The sequence below is a fragment of the Amycolatopsis rifamycinica genome, from assembly GCF_000695625.1.
Classification (GTDB): domain Bacteria; phylum Actinomycetota; class Actinomycetes; order Mycobacteriales; family Pseudonocardiaceae; genus Amycolatopsis; species Amycolatopsis rifamycinica.
The window spans coordinates 277,909-294,794 of sequence record NZ_JMQI01000026.1; the positions used below are offsets into that span (position 1 = coordinate 277,909).

Annotated in this window: 16 protein-coding genes and 1 pseudogene; 8 read left to right on the top strand and 9 right to left on the bottom strand. The window is 70.7% G+C overall.

What is annotated here, in order from left to right; translation table 11 throughout:
- Positions 1-41: 41 nt before the first annotated feature.
- Both DV20_RS13190 and DV20_RS13195 read right to left on the bottom strand, forming a co-directional pair.
- Positions 42-1,313: a sensor histidine kinase gene (locus tag DV20_RS13190; protein WP_043779862.1), complete on the bottom strand. Its 1,272-nt coding sequence runs from the start codon at positions 1,311-1,313 to the stop codon at positions 42-44.
- Positions 1,310-1,972, bottom strand: coding sequence for a response regulator transcription factor (locus DV20_RS13195; protein ID WP_043779865.1), 663 nt, complete (start codon positions 1,970-1,972; stop codon positions 1,310-1,312). Before DV20_RS13195 ends, DV20_RS13190 begins: the two co-directional genes overlap by 4 nt.
- 61 nt (positions 1,973-2,033) lie before the next feature.
- On the opposite strand from DV20_RS13195, the gene DV20_RS13200 reads away from it, so the two are divergent.
- The 3 genes from DV20_RS13200 to DV20_RS13210 all read left to right on the top strand — a co-directional run bounded on the left by DV20_RS13200 (position 2,034) and on the right by DV20_RS13210 (position 4,332).
- Positions 2,034-2,921: an AfsR/SARP family transcriptional regulator gene (locus DV20_RS13200; RefSeq protein WP_051735968.1), complete on the top strand. Its 888-nt coding sequence runs from the start codon at positions 2,034-2,036 to the stop codon at positions 2,919-2,921.
- Between the two features lie 73 nt (positions 2,922-2,994).
- Positions 2,995-3,660: a response regulator transcription factor gene (locus tag DV20_RS13205; RefSeq protein ID WP_043779868.1), complete on the top strand. Its 666-nt coding sequence runs from the start codon at positions 2,995-2,997 to the stop codon at positions 3,658-3,660.
- Positions 3,661-3,678: 18 nt separating this feature from the next.
- Positions 3,679-4,332, top strand: coding sequence for a response regulator transcription factor (locus DV20_RS13210; RefSeq protein WP_043779869.1), 654 nt, complete (start codon positions 3,679-3,681; stop codon positions 4,330-4,332).
- Here the strand turns inward: DV20_RS13210 and DV20_RS13215 are convergent.
- From DV20_RS13215 to DV20_RS13225, 3 genes are read right to left on the bottom strand one after another with little or no spacing between them, the layout of a single operon-like run.
- A complete protein-coding gene (locus tag DV20_RS13215; protein WP_043779871.1) occupies positions 4,314-4,757 on the bottom strand; it encodes a hypothetical protein in 444 nt (147 codons plus the stop codon). The genes DV20_RS13210 and DV20_RS13215 overlap by 19 nt on opposite strands.
- A gap of 10 nt (positions 4,758-4,767) precedes the next feature.
- Complete coding sequence (locus DV20_RS13220; RefSeq protein WP_200876413.1) at positions 4,768-5,295, bottom strand: hypothetical protein; 528 nt, start codon at positions 5,293-5,295, stop codon at positions 4,768-4,770.
- A complete protein-coding gene (locus DV20_RS13225) occupies positions 5,292-5,795 on the bottom strand; it encodes a hypothetical protein (RefSeq protein ID WP_152603709.1) in 504 nt (167 codons plus the stop codon). The genes DV20_RS13220 and DV20_RS13225 overlap by 4 nt, the downstream gene beginning before the upstream one ends.
- 188 nt (positions 5,796-5,983) lie before the next feature.
- Here DV20_RS13225 and DV20_RS13230 point away from each other — a divergent pair, with 188 nt between their 5' ends.
- The gene (locus DV20_RS13230) at positions 5,984-7,849 is read left to right on the top strand and encodes a hypothetical protein (RefSeq protein WP_152603710.1); all 1,866 of its coding nucleotides are present in this window, start codon (positions 5,984-5,986) and stop codon (positions 7,847-7,849) included.
- Positions 7,850-9,343: 1,494 nt separating this feature from the next.
- Here the strand turns inward: DV20_RS13230 and DV20_RS46550 are convergent.
- A pseudogene (locus DV20_RS46550) lies at positions 9,344-9,666 on the bottom strand (hypothetical protein); the annotation flags it as partial.
- Between the two features lie 286 nt (positions 9,667-9,952).
- Here DV20_RS46550 and ligD point away from each other — a divergent pair.
- The 4 genes from ligD to DV20_RS13250 all read left to right on the top strand — a co-directional run bounded on the left by ligD (position 9,953) and on the right by DV20_RS13250 (position 14,132).
- The gene (gene ligD, locus DV20_RS43970; protein ID WP_084093458.1) at positions 9,953-11,950 is read left to right on the top strand and encodes a DNA ligase D; all 1,998 of its coding nucleotides are present in this window, start codon (positions 9,953-9,955) and stop codon (positions 11,948-11,950) included.
- A 1-nt stretch (position 11,951) separates the two neighbouring features.
- Positions 11,952-12,176 (top strand): DUF2188 domain-containing protein, encoded by a 225-nt coding sequence (locus DV20_RS43095; RefSeq protein WP_051735969.1) that lies wholly within the window; start codon positions 11,952-11,954, stop codon positions 12,174-12,176.
- The gene (locus DV20_RS13245; protein ID WP_043779879.1) at positions 12,176-12,880 is read left to right on the top strand and encodes an SOS response-associated peptidase; all 705 of its coding nucleotides are present in this window, start codon (positions 12,176-12,178) and stop codon (positions 12,878-12,880) included. Before DV20_RS43095 ends, DV20_RS13245 begins: the two co-directional genes overlap by 1 nt.
- Positions 12,881-13,871: 991 nt before the next feature.
- A complete protein-coding gene (locus DV20_RS13250) occupies positions 13,872-14,132 on the top strand; it encodes an MmyB family transcriptional regulator (RefSeq protein ID WP_043779881.1) in 261 nt (86 codons plus the stop codon).
- A 670-nt stretch (positions 14,133-14,802) separates the two neighbouring features.
- Here the strand turns inward: DV20_RS13250 and yidD are convergent.
- The 3 genes from yidD to DV20_RS13265 form a co-directional block, all read right to left on the bottom strand.
- Positions 14,803-15,087 carry a membrane protein insertion efficiency factor YidD gene (gene yidD / locus DV20_RS46205; RefSeq protein ID WP_235190813.1) on the bottom strand — a complete coding sequence of 95 codons (285 nt, stop codon included), beginning with the start codon at positions 15,085-15,087 and terminating at the stop codon, positions 14,803-14,805.
- Positions 15,088-15,628: 541 nt separating this feature from the next.
- The gene (locus DV20_RS13260) at positions 15,629-15,976 is read right to left on the bottom strand and encodes a hypothetical protein (protein ID WP_043779883.1); all 348 of its coding nucleotides are present in this window, start codon (positions 15,974-15,976) and stop codon (positions 15,629-15,631) included.
- A gap of 286 nt (positions 15,977-16,262) precedes the next feature.
- Positions 16,263-16,886 (bottom strand): SDR family oxidoreductase (locus DV20_RS13265; RefSeq protein ID WP_043779885.1); only part of this gene is annotated, 624 nt, incomplete at its 5' end.

The window sequence follows — 16,886 nt, forward strand, 5'->3', positions numbered from 1 at the left end:
GACGTGCCGGATGTCTCCGGCCCGCCACGGCCCGAGCAGTCTCATCCGCTGACGGGCAGGCTCAGCTCGAAGATGGCGCCGCCTTCGTCGCGGTTGTAGACCCGGACCGTTCCCCCGTGGACCTCGGCCACCCACTTGACCACCGCCAGCCCGATGCCGGTCGACCCGCCGCCGCTGTAGTGCGGCTCGAACAGCTTGGGCGCCTCCTCCGGGTCGATGCCCGGGCCGCGGTCGGCCACGATCACCCGGCCGTCGAGCACCGTGACCTGGACGTCGGCGTCCTCGCCGCCGTGCCTGCCGTGGTTGAGGGCGTTGCCGATCAGGTTGCCGATCGCCCGGCGCAGCAGGGTGGCGTCGCCGTCGACGCGGGTCGGCACGGACGTCACCGAGACGCGGGCGCCGTCGGTCGGGATGTCCTCGGCCAGTGTCTCGACCAGCTGGTCGAGCATCAGCGGAGCGAGCGTCAGCTCCTCCACCCCGGCCGTCACCCGCGCCCGGCTGGGCCACAGGTCGATGATGTCGCCCATCATCCCGGCCAGCCGGATGGTGCGCGGCAGCAGCTCCGCCTGCGCTTCGGGGTTCCGCTGGGCCGCGTCGGCCAGCGCGCGCAGGCGCGCGACGGGGGTCTTCAGGTCGTGGACCACGCCGTCGAGCAGCTGGGAAACGCCGTTGAGCAGGGACCGCTGCTGTTCCAGCGCGGTCACCGCGGGCCGGGTGGCCCGGCCGGCGAGCAGGTAGCCGATGCCGCCGACCGCGGCCACCAGCAGCACGCACCCGCCCACGACGAACAGGGTGAACCGGTCGTGCCGGGCGTCCTCGGCCGCGGTGGGAGTCACCGCCACGACCGCGCCGACGTACTGCCGGTCGCTGTTGCGGATCGGGTCCACCGCGAAGTAGAGGGACTGCCCGTCCGGGGTGCGGGTGTACCCCGCCAGCGGGTGCGCGGCCCGGACCGCCTGGGTGGCGAGCCCGTCGAGGAACGCGTCGTCGACGTCGACGCACCGGCGTTTGCTGGCGTAGCCCGCGAAAGCGGGCGTGCCGCCCGGGAGCACGGCGAACTGCGGGCACTTGTCGTTGAGCGGGTCCTGGCCGATGAACGCGGTGACGAGCGAGCCACCCGAGTAGCCGAGCAGCCGGTTGACGCCGGTGACGACCAGCTGCACCTCGCTGTCGAGGCGCTGGGTGCTCCGGTCGGCGTCGACGTTGATCAGCAGCCAGGCGAAGGCGACCAGGCCGGCGGCGTTCATGACGGTGAACAGCAGCGTGAGCAGACGGCGCAGGCGGCGCAGCCGTCCGGCGGACGAGTCGCTCACGAGAGCCGGTACCCGACGCCGCGGAGGGTGTGCACCAGCTCCGGCTCGCCGAGCTTGTCCCGCAGCCGCTTGACCACCTTGTCCACCACGTTCGCCACGGGCTCGGTTTCCCAGCAGTGCTCGATCAGCTCGGTGCGGGTCACCGCCAGCCCCGGCCGGGCGGCCAGGTGCTCGAGGATCGCGAACTCCAGGGTGCTCAGCGACAGCAGGACCCCGCCACGGCGAACTTCCCGGCGCGCGCAGTCGACCTCGAGGTCGGCGTGGCGCAGCACCGGCGGCCGCACACCGCCCCGGCGGCACAGGTTGGTCACCCGCGCCAGCAGCTCGGCCAGCACGAACGGCTTGGTCACGTAGTCGTCGCCGCCGTGCGCGAACCCGGCGACCCGGTCCGCGCCGGCGTCGCGGGCGGTCAGGAAGAGCACCGGCACCGCCCGGCCGCGGCGGCGCAGTGCCTCGACGAACCCGAGCGCGTCGCCGTCCGGCAGGATGCGGTCGAAGACGGCACAGGCGTGCTCGGCCGCGTCGAGCGCCTTCGTCGCGTCGGCGAGCGTGCCCACCGCGTCGACCACGAAGCCGGCGCCCCGCAGCTCGGCCGTCACGGCCACCCGGATGTCCTCCTCGTCCTCGACGACGAGCACCCGGCCCCTCGCTCCGCTCATGTCATCAAATCCTCATCACCGGTCCGGCATCGTGACTTCAGTCGATCGAAGGAGGTGTCCAGTGTCGTTCGGGGTGCTCGGGCCGCTCGAAGTGCGCAGGCCGGGCGGGGCCGAGGTCAGGGTGGGTGCCGGCAAGCCCGCCGCCCTCCTCTCGGCACTGCTCGTCCACGCTAACGCGTGGGTGAGCGTAGACCAGCTGATCACGATGATGTGGCAGGAACAGGACGTGCCGCCGTCGGCGGAACGCAACCTGAAGACCTACGTCTGGCGGCTGCGCCGGGATCTGCCGCTCCCCTCGGCGGGAGCACGGATCCAGAGCGCAGCGGGTGCCTACCGCATCCGGCTCGAGCCCGGCGAGTCGGACATCGACCTGGCCCGGCTGGCGCTCGACGCCGCCGAGCGAGCGGTGCGCGCCGGGGATACCGCGGCCGCGGCGGAGCGCCTGACCGGCGCGCTGCGGCTGTGGCGCGGCCGCCCCTACGGGGGCCTCGAACACGACTGGGCGGTTCCCGCGGTCGCGGCCGCCGACCAGCTGCACGAGCGCCTCCGCAGCCGGCTGGCCGACGTGTACACCGCCGCCGGGCGGCACGACGAGGCCGTCGTCCTCGCGCGGGCGCTGGCCGAGGAGGACCCGCTGCGGGAGGACGCGTGGGCCCGGCTGGTCCTGGCCCTGCACCACGGCGGCCGCCGCGCCGAAGCGCTCGAAGTCTTCGCCCGTGCCCGGGCCGTGCTGCGGGCGGAGCTCGGCGTCGAGCCCGGGACGGCGCTGGCGAGCGCGCACCGCACGGTGCTGCTCGGCGGGCCGCCGTCGGACGCCGACCTCGCGCAGATCCAGGACCTCCTCGTCGGGGCCGTGCGTGCGGTCCAGACCGCCGTGCGGCTCGCCGACCGGATCGGCGTCACCATGCCGGAGACCCCGGCTCTCGTGCTCGGCGGGGTGCCGGCATGAGTGAGCTTGCGAACGAATCATTCACCACTGCGCCGTCGGCTCAGGCCGCGCCGAGCGTCAGCGAGGTGAACGCGTGAGCCAGGTGCTGACCGAACGCCCCGTCGTGCTGGCTGCCGACCGCGCCGGCGGGGCCGCGGGCCCGCTCGCCGCGGCCACCGCGGAGGTCGTCGTGATGACCGTCCTCGCTCCCGGGGCTCCCGACCCGATCGCGCCGCTGCGCCGGATCGACCTCGACAACCTGCGCCGCGGCGTGCGGTACCGGGTCCTCGTGCCGGACCGGGCGAGGCTGAACCCGGCGGTGGCGACGCGGCTGGCCGCGCTGGTGCAGGCGGGCGCCGCCGTGCGGACCGTCGCGCAGGTGCCGTCGAGCGCGCTGGTCGTCGACCAGGCGGTCGCCGTGCTGCCGGGCCGCCGCCCGGAGTCCGGGGTCACCGCCGTGCACCTGCCCGCCGTGGTCACGACGGTCGTCGAACTGTTCGAACGCCTCTGGTCCGGCGCGACGCCGTTCCGGTCCGCCGGCTCGGCGAGCGAAGCCGGGCTCACCGCGCGCCAGCGGGAACTGCTGACGCTGCTCTCGGAGGGCTGCACGGACGACACGGTGGCGGCGCGGCTGGACCTGTCGGTGCGCACGGTCCGCCGGATGGTGTCGGAGCTGATGAACCAGCTCGGGGCCCGCAGCCGCTTCCAGGCGGGGGTGAAGGCGGCCGATCGGGGCTGGCTGCTGGAACGCGCGAGCTGAGGCTGGTTTAGTGGCGGTGTGCGGATCTTGGTGACCGAGGACGACGCCGATCTGCGGCTGGCGATCACGACGTCGCTGCGCGGCGCGGGGTTCGCCGTCGACCCGGCAGGCGACCTGCCTGCCGCCGACGAGCTGCTGTGGGTCAACACCTACGACTGCGCGGTCTTCGACCGCATGCTGCCGGGCGGCGACGCACTCGGGTACGTCGAGCGGAAACGACGGGAGGGCTGGGCCGTCCCGGTGCTGTTCCTGACCGCGCTGGGCGATCCGGCCCAGCGGGTGGCCGGGCTGAGCCGAGGCGGCGACGACTACCTCGAAAAGCCGTTCCTGGCCGAGGAGATGGTGGCCAGGGTCCGGAGCTTGTGCCGCCGCAGCGCGTTGCCGCAGCCGGTGGTCCTGCGCTGCGCCGACCTCGAACTCGACACCGGACGACGCGAGGTCCGCCGCGGCCAGGTGCTGCTGAGCCTGACGCGCACCGAGTTCGACCTGCTGGAGCGGCTGATGTCCGAGGCGGGAAAACCGGTGTCCCGCAAGGACCTCATCGCCTGCGCGTGGCCGGACCCGCCGGCGTCGAACGCCCTCGAAGTGGCGATCCGCAACCTGCGGCGCAAGCTCGGCGAGCCACAGCCGGTCCGCACAGTACCGACGATCGGCTACCTGGTCGAGGCCTGACGCGGCGCCGTCTCCTGTCTCCGCGCCCGGAACCAGGCGGTGACGTCCGGCCGCCACATCAGGACCACCGCCGCGATCATGGCCGACGACAAGCCCAGCGGGATGAGGGCGACGGCGCCGGAACCGCCGGACCAGAGCACACCGCCGACGATGACGGGGAGGGACAGGAAGCTGCCCGCTCCGATGACGGTCAGCACGACGCGGGCGCCTCGGTAGCCGGCGCGGAGGTTGACCGCCGCCAGGACGATGATGATCCCGATGATCGCCACCGCGGTCAGCACCCCGAGCACCATCCAGACCACGAAGGCCCGGCTCAGGTTGGCGGGCCGGGCCGGTGCCGCGGCGGGCGGCGGGGTCGGGCGGGCGCGGCGCTCTTCGCGACGGCGGGCCCGGTTGCCGCGGTCGGCGTGCGGGTTCTCGGTCACGTGAACTCCTTCACCAGGACCAGGTCGGTGGGCGCAGCGAGGCGGGCGGCGGGCCGACCTTGCCGGAGACGAGCCGGAGGATCGCGGTGCCGGCGCGCAGATCGGCGAGCTGCAGGGCGAGCACGCCGTCCACCGGTCGCGGCCGCTCCGGTTCGCCGCTGCTGCAGCGGGACCCGCTTCCGTTCTCGTACAGGGTGATCACGCACCCGCGCGTCAGAGTGCCGGTGCCGCCACCGCCGGTGGTGAAGTCGATGCCGTTCGCGGTGACGGCGGTGACGGAGATCCGGTGCAGGCCGCCCTGCCCGCTCAGCGGGATGTCGACCGGGCCACTCACCCGCACCTCGCAGTTGCCGTCGGTGCAGGCGGAGTAGTCGCTGCTGTCGGCGGCGGCCGGGGCGGACACCACCGGGGAGGACGACGCCGGGATGGACGACGGTGGCGGCGCGGCGGCGCCCGGCCGCGCACCGTCGTCGCATCCGGCCACCAGCCCGAGGACTCCTGCGGACGCGAGCACCGCCGTGGCGACGGCCCGGCTCACGTGACGGCTCCGGGCTGGAGCACCAGCGCGGGCTTGCCGCCGACCTGGGTCAGGCCGACCTCGATCGACGGCGAGCCCCGGAACCCGAAGCTCGCCCCGCCGAGACCCGGGCCGATGCTGGACTGGGCACCGCCGCCTTGCCGGTAGCGGACGCTGATCGCGAGGCTATCCGCGCTGATCGCCGTCACCCGCAGGGACGAGTAGTGGAACTTCCCGGCGTCCAGCGGAATGGTCGCCGGTTTGGCCAGCAGCAGCGTGCAGTCGCCGTCGAAGCAGTCGCGGATCCGGTTGCTCGGCGGCGCGGGCGGGTTCGGGTTCCGGGAACGGGACGTCGGCGGCGGCGTGGGCGCGGCCGTGGTTGTCGGGGTGGGCGTAGCGGTGGTTGTCGGAGTGTGCGTGACAGGGGTCGTGGACGCGGGCGGCGGCTGGGCCACCGGGGCACTGCCACATCCGGTCAGGCTCAGGAAAACTACGGTGAGGGCGGTGAGTTCGCGGCGCATGCACCATGGATAACAGCCGGTTCCCGGCCGCGACGGCGCCTGTCCGGTTCCTGCCGTGCGCTGCTGGCTGCCCCGCGGTGGCGGACACCTTCGGCCGTACCGGCTGTATCTTCGCTGTATTCCCGGTGTATCGGCGACGCTAGCGTGAGCCACCTTCTGCTGGTGGTACGGCGAAAGCGGGGAGCGCGGTGACCAGGAAACCGGATCTGACGAAAGCCATCCTCTGCTCGGTCTCCGGGGGTGTGCTGACCGCGGTGGTCGGCGTGCTCGGCGCCGGGGAGGCCCATGCGGAGCCGAAGAACACCGCCGGGCAGCCTTCGCCGCCTCCCGCGAAGCAGAGCGCACACCAGAACACCGGCTCCGCGAACGCCGCGGAGCACCGCCAGGAAACCGCCGCGAAGAAACGGCAGGCTGCGACCGCCGGCTCGGAGAAGGCCGCCGAACGGCGCCGCGAGACGGCGGAGAAGAAGGAAGCGGAGGCGACCAAGGAGGGGTCGAAGAAACCCAGTGGGTCCGCCAACGCCGCGGAGCGCCGCCGGGAAAACGCCGACAAGAAGGCAAAGGCGGATCGCCGGAAAGTCGAAAGCAGCCAAGCGGGTCGTGGCGAACAGCGGGAACGGAGCGCCCGGCAGGACCGGTGGGCGAACGCGTCACCGGAGAACAAGAAGCAGGCCGAGTCGGCGCGGCAGCGGAAGGAGAAGACCGCTCGCCCGGCCCGGAACTCGAAGGAGGGCACTCCGAGCCGGTCCACGACCTCGGTCAAGCACGACGACAAGGGCGGCCGGCCGCAGCTGCGGCTCGCGTCCGGCTCCTCACGGGATCCCGACGGCGACTTCGAGTTCTGTACGTTGGGCGGGGAAAGCTGCGACGAAGCGGAGATGACCGGCGGGACCGGTTCCCACGACATGCCGGAACTCGAAGACAAGCCGCTCAAAGTACTGAGGCCATTCGTCGGCGGCGGGCTGCCGTTCTTCGGAAGCGGCGGGGGCAAGGGGGGTGCCGCACCGCCGCCCGCACGGGGCACTCCGCCGGCGGCCGGGCCGCAGAAAGCCGGGCCGCCGGCGGGTGGGCCAGGCGGCGGCAAGGGGCAGAGCGGTGGTGGCCCGGTTGCTTCGGAACCGCCTGCCCCGGAGCAACCACCCGGCGGCAAGGGGGCGACGGTCCGCCCCACTCCCCCGACGGAGCCGCCGACATTGCCGCGCGGCTCTTCGGCGGGCCCGCAACGGGCGGGCGGCTCGGCGCCGTCCCGCGCGACCGCCGACCGGACGACGGGGAAGGGAGGCGGGAAGTCGGCCGACCGGACCGAGGGCAGGAGCGGCCGGAAGTCCCCGGACCGGTCCCGGGGCGGCCAGGAAGCCGACGAGCGGAACCAGGACAAGAGCACCCGCAAGACCACCGACCGCACCCACAGCAGCCGGAAACCCGACAACCGGAACCAGGACAAGAGCACCCGCAAGACCACCGACCGCACCCACAGCAGCCGGAAACCCGACAACCGGAACCAGGACAAGAGCAACCGCGAGACCACCGAGCGACCGCACAGCCGGAAGTCCGCCGACCGGGCGGCGAACACCAGCGGCGGCAAGCCGGTCGAGCGGGCGGCGGGCAGGTCCGGTGATCGACGTGGCGAGCCGACTCTGGCGGAGGTCCTGGCCGCCAAGGGGAAACGCTACGAGAAGCAGGAAAAAGAATTCCTGGAGCAGGGCAAGGACATCTACGGCAACACGATCCCCGCCGGGGCCGACGCCGGGAAAATGGCTCAGGAGTTCCGGCACCACTCGCGCTACGAGCCGTTCACCCCCGACGGCAAGCTGACCGCGGTAGCCGTCGAAGAAGCGTTCCCCGTCCAGGCCGGCGAGGTGATCGGCAACCCCTACGTGAAGGAAGTGTTCGCCCGGTCGGGCGGGCCCTCCCAGTGGGCCAAGTACTCGACGCGGACCCACCACAGCCCCTACGGCGACTTCCAGATCCACTTCTACCACAACCGGACCACGGGCGAGGTGTACTACGGCCATGACTACAAGGTGGTCATGAACCGGCGGATCGAGGATTAGCGGTGCCCCGGCCAAGTACGTGGTGTTCCCATTCAGAACACGATCGTCCTCAGGGGTCGATGATCCGCCGCCCTTCTGCGCCGGCACGGCTTTCACGGCACCAGCTGATCCTGCGTGTCGCCGACGCCGCCGGCCACATCTGGGCCTAGCTTGAGTTTTAACCTGTTCGACGGGGTCGTGGGTTACTCGACTTGGTCTTCCTGCAAGGCTTGGGTTTCTGGGTGTTCGAGCTGCTGACGGTGTGGACGTCGTGACGTGACGCGGGCCGGTGGTTGGGCAGTCCGGCGGAGCGTCCCGGGCCGCGCCGGGAGGGTTTCGGGACACGGGCCGGGCAGGCGAGCGGTGGACGCAGGTTCCGAAACCCCCGGCGGATCCGTACCGGGCTGAGCCGCTGAGCTGGTCGGGGTTTCTCCCAGGGGCGGCGCAGATCGGTGGTGAGGTCACGGGCAAGGCAGAGCTGGGTGTAGGCGGCGAGCAGCAGCCAGGTCCAGCGGTCGGCGGCCTCGGGTGAGCGCAGTTTCGGGGTGGTCCAGCCGAGGGTTCGCTTCAGCATGCGAAGGTGTGCTCGATGTCGAACCGGCGCAGGAACGCTTGCCAGGCCAGATCGACCTCTGCGTGCCCGAGGCCGAACCGGCAAGCGTGTGCGCCACTGATTCAGCCCGACCGGTGACTGATACTTTCCCCTGGGATCGCCTGATCCGAGAGCGCAACACCCGTCGGTTGACGCCCGAGCCCGACGGCCGATGTTCGTGCGACACGACATGACGGCCATCTCGTTGGCGATTTCGGCGTCACCGGCCGCCCACCCGCAATGCCCTGCCCCCCGGAGGCCGGTCATAATGAGATCCATGACAACGCCGTCGCGCAACAGTCGGCTTTTGTGGAGTCCATTGCCGGCACCGGTAAGGCAATCACCGTCCGCCCGGCCCACGGCCACGCGGCGCACCGCCTACTGAGCGGTTCCACCTTCCCGACCCGGTGCACTAGAACCGGGTCGCCAGCCAAGGAGCAGCATCGTGATGGCCTGTCGGATCGTCGTGCTGAACTGGAATGGTCCACCACGCTCGGTGAGCCGGCCGTTCGCCGGACCCGGTCCTGAGGATGAGGCGTCGGAACTTTCACCTGCCGACCGCGTTGCCTGCTCTGCCGGAGCGACAGCACTTCAGCCGGTTGGCGCACCCGGCCGGACTGGCCTGGTCGTTGATGAACGCGCTGGGTCGCCCTTCGACGACGACTTGCCGTTGGGCACCCATCACTGAACTGCGCAACGTCGGAGGGCTTTTCCGCAGCCTCGGCTACCGGGCTTGCACCGCGGCCCCATGACCGACCCCGAACCGCCTATCGCCTGCGGTGACTGCCGGGCGGGCCGAAGGCCGCGCTGGGTGATGATCGCTGCAGCTGCGCGCCGCTGTTTGTCCGAGTCGGCCGGGCTCGACACAATGGCGTCATGGGGAAATGCGCGTGCGGGGGCGCCGGCCGCGGCGCTCGAGGGGTGGGATCGGGGATGAGGGCGAGCCGGTCGAGGTCGACGCCCAGTTCGGCGGCCGCCACCAGGCCGACCTCGGGCATACCGGTGATCGCCGCCCACGATCCTTCCCCCATCGCTTCGGCCAACAAGGCCAGGACCAAGGCGGTCGAGCCGCGGACCGCCACCGTGCTGCCGCGCCGCAGACCGTCTGGCACCAGCCAGCGAGAGCCGGCGCCACCGGCAAAGAACCTGCCGACGTCGAGGAATCCGGGGCTGGGTCGCCAAGCTGCGCCGCAGTGCGGACGCCGGGGATCGCCGCGAGCCCGGCCACCGCCTCGGGCACCGCCACCACGCACCTCCAGCACCACGAACACGCACCGGAGACGCCAACGAGGGAAGCCGCGAGCGAACCCGAACTCATCGAACACTTGTTCGGATATTGCGAGACGTTCCGCCCGCTGTCAAGCCGAGTCGCTCAAGCTCACCCCGCCGTGGCCGGACTGCAGCTCAGGGCGCTCGCCCCCGCACGCGGTGTCACCGATCAGGGTGTTGACCAGCGCAAACCCGGCGAGGTTAGGCCAGCCGGGTTACCGTCGAAACCAGACGATGATGTCTCGACCCCCGGGAGGCCGCCCATGGCTGCGCGTGCCTCCTCCAGCGTCCCGGGCTGGGTCGAGCCGATGCTGGCCAAGGCCGACGGCGGCCGGCTGCGCGAGGGCCCGGAGTGGGCGTATGAGTACAAGCTGGACGGCTACCGGGCCTGCATGCAGATCGCCGGCGACGGCACCACCGTGCTCACCAGCCGCAACGGGATCGACTTCACCCACGAGTTCGCCGACCTCGCCGGCGTCCTCGCTCCCGCCCTCCACGGCCGGGCCGCGGTGCTTGACGGGGAGATCGTCGTCTACAACGACGCGGGCCAGATCGACTTCGGGCTGCTGCAGGAACGCCGCGGCCGCTACCAGACCCACCGCAGCTCCCCACGCCGCACCGAACCGTTCCACGACGTCCCGGTCCGGTTCCTCGCCTTCGACCTGCTCCAGCTCGGCACCACGTCGCTGCTGCGCGAGCCGTACGAGGAACGGCGTGCCCTGCTCGCCGGGCTGGCAATGCCGGACCCGTTCCGGATCTCGGTGGTCCGGCAGTTCACCTTCACCGAACTGGCCGCCGACCGCCGCACTCCGCAGGATCTGCTCGACCACGTCGCCGCCACCGGACACGAAGGGCTCGTCGCCAAGCTTCTGCGCGCGCCGTACGTGCCGGGCAAGCGGCCGGACTACTGGTGCAAGCACGCCCTCATCCAGACCACCGAGGTCATCATCTGCGGCTGGAGACCGGGCCAGAGCCGCCTTTCCGGCAGCCTCGGCGGGCTGCTGCTCGGCGGCCACGACCCCGACACCGGCGAGCTGATCTACATCGGCGATGTCGGCACCGGCTTCACCGAGGCCGAACGCGGCCGCCTGCTCACCCGCCTCGAAGCGATCGAGCGGCGCAAGCATCCCTTCGCGGTCACCCCGCCGCGGGAGGACACCGTCCGAGCGCACTGGGTCAGGCCGGAGCTGGTCGGTGAGGTCGTCTACCGCCAGTTCACTCGCGGCGCCGGGCGGCTACGCCACACCGCCTGGCGCGGCCTGCGCGAAGATCGCGAGCCCGCTGACATCCTCGCCCCGCGCGCTCGCGAACGCGTCGCCGCCGAGGCCGCGCCGACACCGCCAGTGGGACCGAAGATCACCGTGCAGGCGGGGAGTCGGCGCCTGAAACTGTCCAATCTGGACAAGCCGTTGTACCCGGATGGGTTCACCAAGGGCGAGGTCATCAACTACTACTCCCGCATCGCGGAAGTCCTGCTGCCTCATCTCGCGGACCGGCCGGTGACGTTCATCCGGTTCCCCGACGGCGTCGGCGGGCAGCAGTTCTTCGAGAAGAACGTGCCCAACGGCGCCCCCGGCTGGCTGCCCACGGTCCGGCTGCCCAGCAGCGGCAGCCGCTCCGGCCGCGGCGAAAACGAAATCGAGTACGCCCTGCTCGACGAACTCGCCGCCCTGGTCTGGGCCGCGAACATGGCCGCCCTCGAACTCCACGTCCCGCAGTGGCGGGTCGACGCCGGCGGCCAGCGGCTACCGCCGGATCTGCTGGTGTTCGACCTCGACCCCGGACCCGGCACGTCGATCGTGCAGTGCTGCCGGGTCGCCGAGCGGCTGCGCGACGTCCTGCTCGGCGACGGGCTGACCCCGTTCCCGAAGACGTCCGGGTCGAAGGGCATGCAGCTCTACGCCGCGATCGACACCGACGACCCCACGGCACCATCCACGTACGCGAAGAAGCTCGCGCAGCAGCTGGCCCGCGAAACGCCCGACTCGGTCACCGCCGTGATGGCGAAGAACCAGCGCACCAACCGCATATTCATCGACTGGTCCCAGAACAACCCCGCCAAAACCACCATCGCCCCGTACTCCCTGCGCGGACGGGACCACCCCACGGTGTCCACCCCACTCACCTGGGACGAAGTCGAAGCATGCCGGCACGTCACCCAGCTGGTGTTCACCGCCGACGACGTCCTCGACCGCGTCGACGACCACGGAGACCTGCTGCTCAACCTGCCTGAGAAACGAACTCCTTTGCCATCGCGCTGACCTGCGAAGACCTTGTTTTGGCACACCGCGGACGGGTACTCGAAGGTCAACAAAGGTCGAAGGCAGCCGCCGCGCCGCCAACACCGCCGCCACCAAGGCCGAAGCCACCGCCAAGGGCAAGCAGATGGCGCAAAAACGGCACGTCGAGCACATCATCCGCAACAAGGACGGCGAGATCGGCCAACGCAACAGCTACGGCAACGACCCCCGTAACATTCCCGGCTGATGTGCGGTCGCTACGCCTCGGCCACCAGCGACAAGGACATCGCCGCCGCGTTCGGCGTCGGCGAGATCGACGGCGACGACCTCCCGCCGTCCTGGAACGTCGCCCCCACCCAGCAAGCCCGGGTCGTGCTCGAAGGAACCCCCCGCGGCGAGCCGGACGCCGAACCCGTCCGGCACCTGCGCACGCTGACGTGGGGGCTCGTCCCGTCGTGGGCCAAAGAAGTGAAGCTGAGCCGGCTGATCAACGCCCGCAGCGAGACGATCACCGAGAAGCCGGCCTTCAAGGCCGCCGCCCTCCGCCGACGGTGCCTCGTACCCGCAGACGGCTACTACGAGTGGGCCCTCCGCGATGGCAAGAAGATCCCGTACTTCCTGCACCAGGACGACGACCTGCTCGCATTCGCCGGGCTCTACGAACTCCGCCCCGACCGCTACCTGCCCGACGACCACCCCGACAAGTGGCTGTGGACCTACACGATCCTCACCACCACCGCCCACGACGCGGCCGGTCACGTCCATGACCGGTCCCCCGTTCTGATCCCGCCGAAGCTGCGCGACCGCCGGCGCGACCCACGCCTTGACGACGCCGACGACGTCCGCGACCTCCTCGACCACATCCCCGAGCCTCGGCTGCAGCCCTACGAGGTCAGCACCGCCGTCAACAACCCGCGGCACAACAGCCCAGAGCTACTGGACCCGGTTTGAGCAGTTCAACGCCGGCTCGAACACGGATCGCTCGCCGATCTCAGCACTGTGCAGTCCTCAATCTGGATCCCTGGAGCGACCAGAGCGAGGCTCGGCACCTGAGCCGAAGGGTGGGAACATGGGTAGCGTGGACGTCCCGGACGACCCTTGGCGCGGCCGCGGTGGAAGCCGGGCGGCGTGCCGCTGAGCGGGCCGAGGCCGCCCGGCACTGGCGACACACGCTGACCCACCGCGGCGACAACGAAGACGTCGAAGACGACGAGCCGCCACCGGCGTTCCCGACTTCGGATGACGCCCGGCAACGCGAAGAAGAAGCAGCGCGAACGCGCCTCCGGAACGCGTTGCAACGCTCTGCAGAAGCACACGATCGCGTTGCGTATCGCCTGCGTCCGAAGCTCGAGCTGGAGTGCGCTCCAACGCAATACGTTCCGGTCCGGAATTCGGAGGTGTGGGGCATGTGCGCCCTGTCAGGTTTCAACCGTTCTCAGCCGAGCGCGTGGAGCACCACTCAGCCCCGACGGTAAACCGCTCTCGCGGGTCCGTCGCCAGGACCGATCATCGCTCGATCAACAAGAGATTCCGCGGGTCCAGGCGAGGGTCGCGACGGCGCCCGGACCCGCGGGATCTCCGAGTAAGTGGTCCGCTGAGCGGATACTCCGCTCTGCCTGCACCAGCCTCCCGGGCACCGTGTACGGCGTCCCGAGAAGAACCACAATGCGCGAGCTCATGTTCCGGCAGACCCAGTTCTACGGCGCCACCCAGGACGACCGAACTCTCGAGGACCGACCACACCGATCGGCATCCCGAACCGCATCTGGCAATGACGTGGCGCCACCACCCCGTCGCCGACGGCATCCATCACGACGCAGGTCGACGGCTACTCCCTCACCCTGGCCAGTGATCGGCTGATGGCCGGGACTGCCAATACCAGGCGCTCGGCGATACTGGGCGACGTGACCGAACTGCAGAACTTGGCCTCACTGCTGCGCGCGTGGCGGACGCGGTGGGAACCGAGCGCGGCCGGCGTTGCTCCCGACCGCCGCCGTGCGCCGACCACCCCGCCGACGAGCAACTTCTCGACCTGGTCACGAACCTCCGCGCCGCCAGCGCCGCGTTCGACGAGCAGTGGGCGGCCGGCCGGGCGGCCGTGCACTGCTCGGAGCGCAAGAACATCCGGCACCCGTCCGGCGACCTCGTGCTCGACTGCGACGTGCGCAAGGTCGCCGGCTCGGACACCAACGTCCTGGCGTGATTGACGTGAATCCGAGCAGGGGTCGACGCTACCTGCGGTCAGGGCCCGGCGACTGACGGCTACTCGACGTTGTTTTAGCACACAACGTCGGAACCGCTGGCCTTGCATATCCGGGCAGCAGAGCCTCCAGCCGCCGGACACCACCTGGCGTTGTTCCCGCGCCTGAGCGACCGCCACACCGCCCGTTGAGCAGCGCCAGGGTCTGCCCGCCGCCTCGTCGCCCTCCCCTGGTAGCTTCCCTCAGTAAGCAGGGCGACGCCGAACGCTCAGACTGCTGGTCCACAACGTGTTATCGCGGGCGAATGAGACCGCCTCCTGGATCGTCACGATGGGCCGAGTTTGAGGCGAATTCCCGCGAGGGTAGCCCGGATCGCCCGCGTCGCGAGTTCGTCGGCGGCGCCGATCGCTGCGACATCGCGCTCCTGTCTCAGTCGCGAGAAGCAGCGGCCGCATCACCGGTGTGGGTGCGCGCCGGGACCGAGTGCACCGTCAATCGGGCACGACCGCACAGTACGAGAGCGTACGGGGTGTTCGTCACGATCAATCCTTGCACAGACATCGTCCGCGGCGAGGTATCTACCGAGCTGGTGTCGCAGCGGCCCTGCACGACCAGGGTTTGCCCGGCAAAAAGTCGGGTGAGCGGGGCTTTTCGGACGGCCGCTGCGGTCGGTCACCGGGGCACTGGGTCGTAGCCGCGGGGGCCGCCGGGTCGGCAGCGGGTCAGCCGGCGGATGGTGAGCCAGCCGCCGCGGGCGGCGCCGTGGTGGGTCAGCGCCTCGACCGCATACGCCGAGCAGCTGGGCGAGAAGCGGCAGCACGCAGGGCGCCGTGCGCTGACCTCGCGCTGGTACACCCGGATCGCCGCGACCAGCATGTCGGCCGGGCGCTTGCGCCCGGTGCCGCGACGCAGGACCGGGCCCGACGCCACCAGCAGGTGCGGCAGCGACAGGACCATCACCCACAAGCAGTTGTTGTCACAGGTTTCGCCGATGCAGCAACCCGCGTCGAGCAGACACGCGTCGCGTACGCAGGAGCCACCCCTCGGCCGCCGGCGGTAGGGAGGCGGGCCCCACCCTCGCCGGTCGTCGTCGTAGTACCAGCGGCCGGCCCGGTCATACGGTCTGCGACGTCTGCAGAATCCCATAGCCGGGGATATCCACTTTCACCCGATCGAACCTCAGGTTTATCCGCCTGCCGGCACCGTCATCTCGAGCACCCAGCGACAGCTTCTGAACCACGCGACGCAACGATCGAAGCGCTTGACCGTCCACCCCGTCCTCTTCGCCGCATCGTCTTTCAGCGTTCAGTTGCCGAGGTAAGCCGGACCTTCGCGGGCGGCCGGCCCATCAGGGTCTGCTCACGGAAGGGCCGACCGCCGCTCCGACGAAATACGCATTCTGCAACCCCGCCGCAACCCGAAAACATGACTGCCACTCTCGGGCAGCGCGGACCATCCACCTCAACAAGAGAGCGGGCCGGCGGCGGCGCGGGATCGATCAGCGGCGGTCGTCTCCACGCTGACGAGCACCGGCCTTAGCCAATCCTCGGCTGATCATGTAGCCGATGGCGAGGAAAGTGATGTAGCGCAATGCTTGTTCGGCATTGAACGGATCACCGCCGGTGCTGGCGTCACCGTCGACCGTTACCGCCGTGATCACGATCGCGACCACACCGGCCAGAAAAACGAATAACTCGGTCGTCTTGAAAGCCGGTTTCGTCTCCACCCCGGCCGCGCGTCCCGGAGTCGCGGCACCGAGGTCTCTCGCTTGCGGACCCGCCGGAGCCGCGTTCGTGGGAACATGCTGTCCGGGAACGGTGCCGGCCGGGCGTCCTGCGCTGGTCATGGTTCTCCTTCGGCCGGATGGCTCACTCGACTCCTACTCGCCCGCAGATACCCGTCGAACTCAGCGACAAACAACCTACCGACGAACGTCTGGATTGGCTCTGACGCGGGCCTACGGTGCTCCAGCCGTCAGTGGAACCACCCGCAAGGTGTCCTGGGCCCCGCGCCCTGCACAGCGAACGTGCACTGGTGGTGATCACGCCCGGTCGACGCAGCAACCGCTTCCGCTCGCAGGTCTCCCCCACCCTTCGCCGAGCGGAAGCGGTTCGCCTTCCCCGGGAACCCGGTCAGGTCAACGGCTGTCCGCCCGTGACACCCAGGACTTCGCCGGTGACGTAACTGGACTCCTGGGAAGCGAAGAACACGAACGCCGGGGCGAGCTCGGCCGGCTGCCCGGCCCGGCCCATCGGGGTCTGCTCGCCGAAGGAGTCCACCTTCTCCTCGGGCATGGTGGCCGGGATCAGCGGTGTCCACACCGGACCGGGCGCGACCGAGTTCACCCGGATCCCCTTCTCGGCCAGGTCCTGCGCGAGTCCCTTGGTGAAGTTCGCGATGCCCGCCTTGGTCGTGGCGTAGTCCAGCAGTTCCGGTGAGGGCTGGAACGCCTGGATCGACGAGGTGTTGATGATCGCCGATCCCCGGGGCATGTGCGGCACGGCCGCCTTGCACAGCCAGAACATCGCGTACAAGTTGGTCTTCAGCACCCGATCGAACTGTTCGGTGGAGATGGCGAGCAGGCCTTCCTCCTGGGCCATCTGGTAGGCGGCGTTGTTCACCAGCACGTCGATGCCCCCGAGCTCGGCCACGGCCGTGTCGATGACGTGCGTGCAATGCTGCTCGTCGCGGATGTCCCCGGGCACCAGCACGACCCGCCGCCCCGCCTCGCGCACCAGCTCCGCCGTGCGCTCGGC

Coding starts and splice junctions, on each gene's coding strand:
- DV20_RS13195 (WP_043779865.1), bottom strand. CDS start 1,972: ATGAGCGGAGCGAGGGGCCGGGTGCTCGTCGTCGAGGACGAGGAGGAC.
- DV20_RS13225 (WP_152603709.1), bottom strand. CDS start 5,795: ATGCGCCGCGAACTCACCGCCCTCACCGTAGTTTTCCTGAGCCTGACC.
- ligD (WP_084093458.1), top strand. CDS start 9,953: ATGGCTGCGCGTGCCTCCTCCAGCGTCCCGGGCTGGGTCGAGCCGATG.
- DV20_RS13245 (WP_043779879.1), top strand. CDS start 12,176: ATGTGCGGTCGCTACGCCTCGGCCACCAGCGACAAGGACATCGCCGCC.
- yidD (WP_235190813.1), bottom strand. CDS start 15,087: ATGGTCCTGTCGCTGCCGCACCTGCTGGTGGCGTCGGGCCCGGTCCTG.
- DV20_RS13260 (WP_043779883.1), bottom strand. CDS start 15,976: ATGACCAGCGCAGGACGCCCGGCCGGCACCGTTCCCGGACAGCATGTT.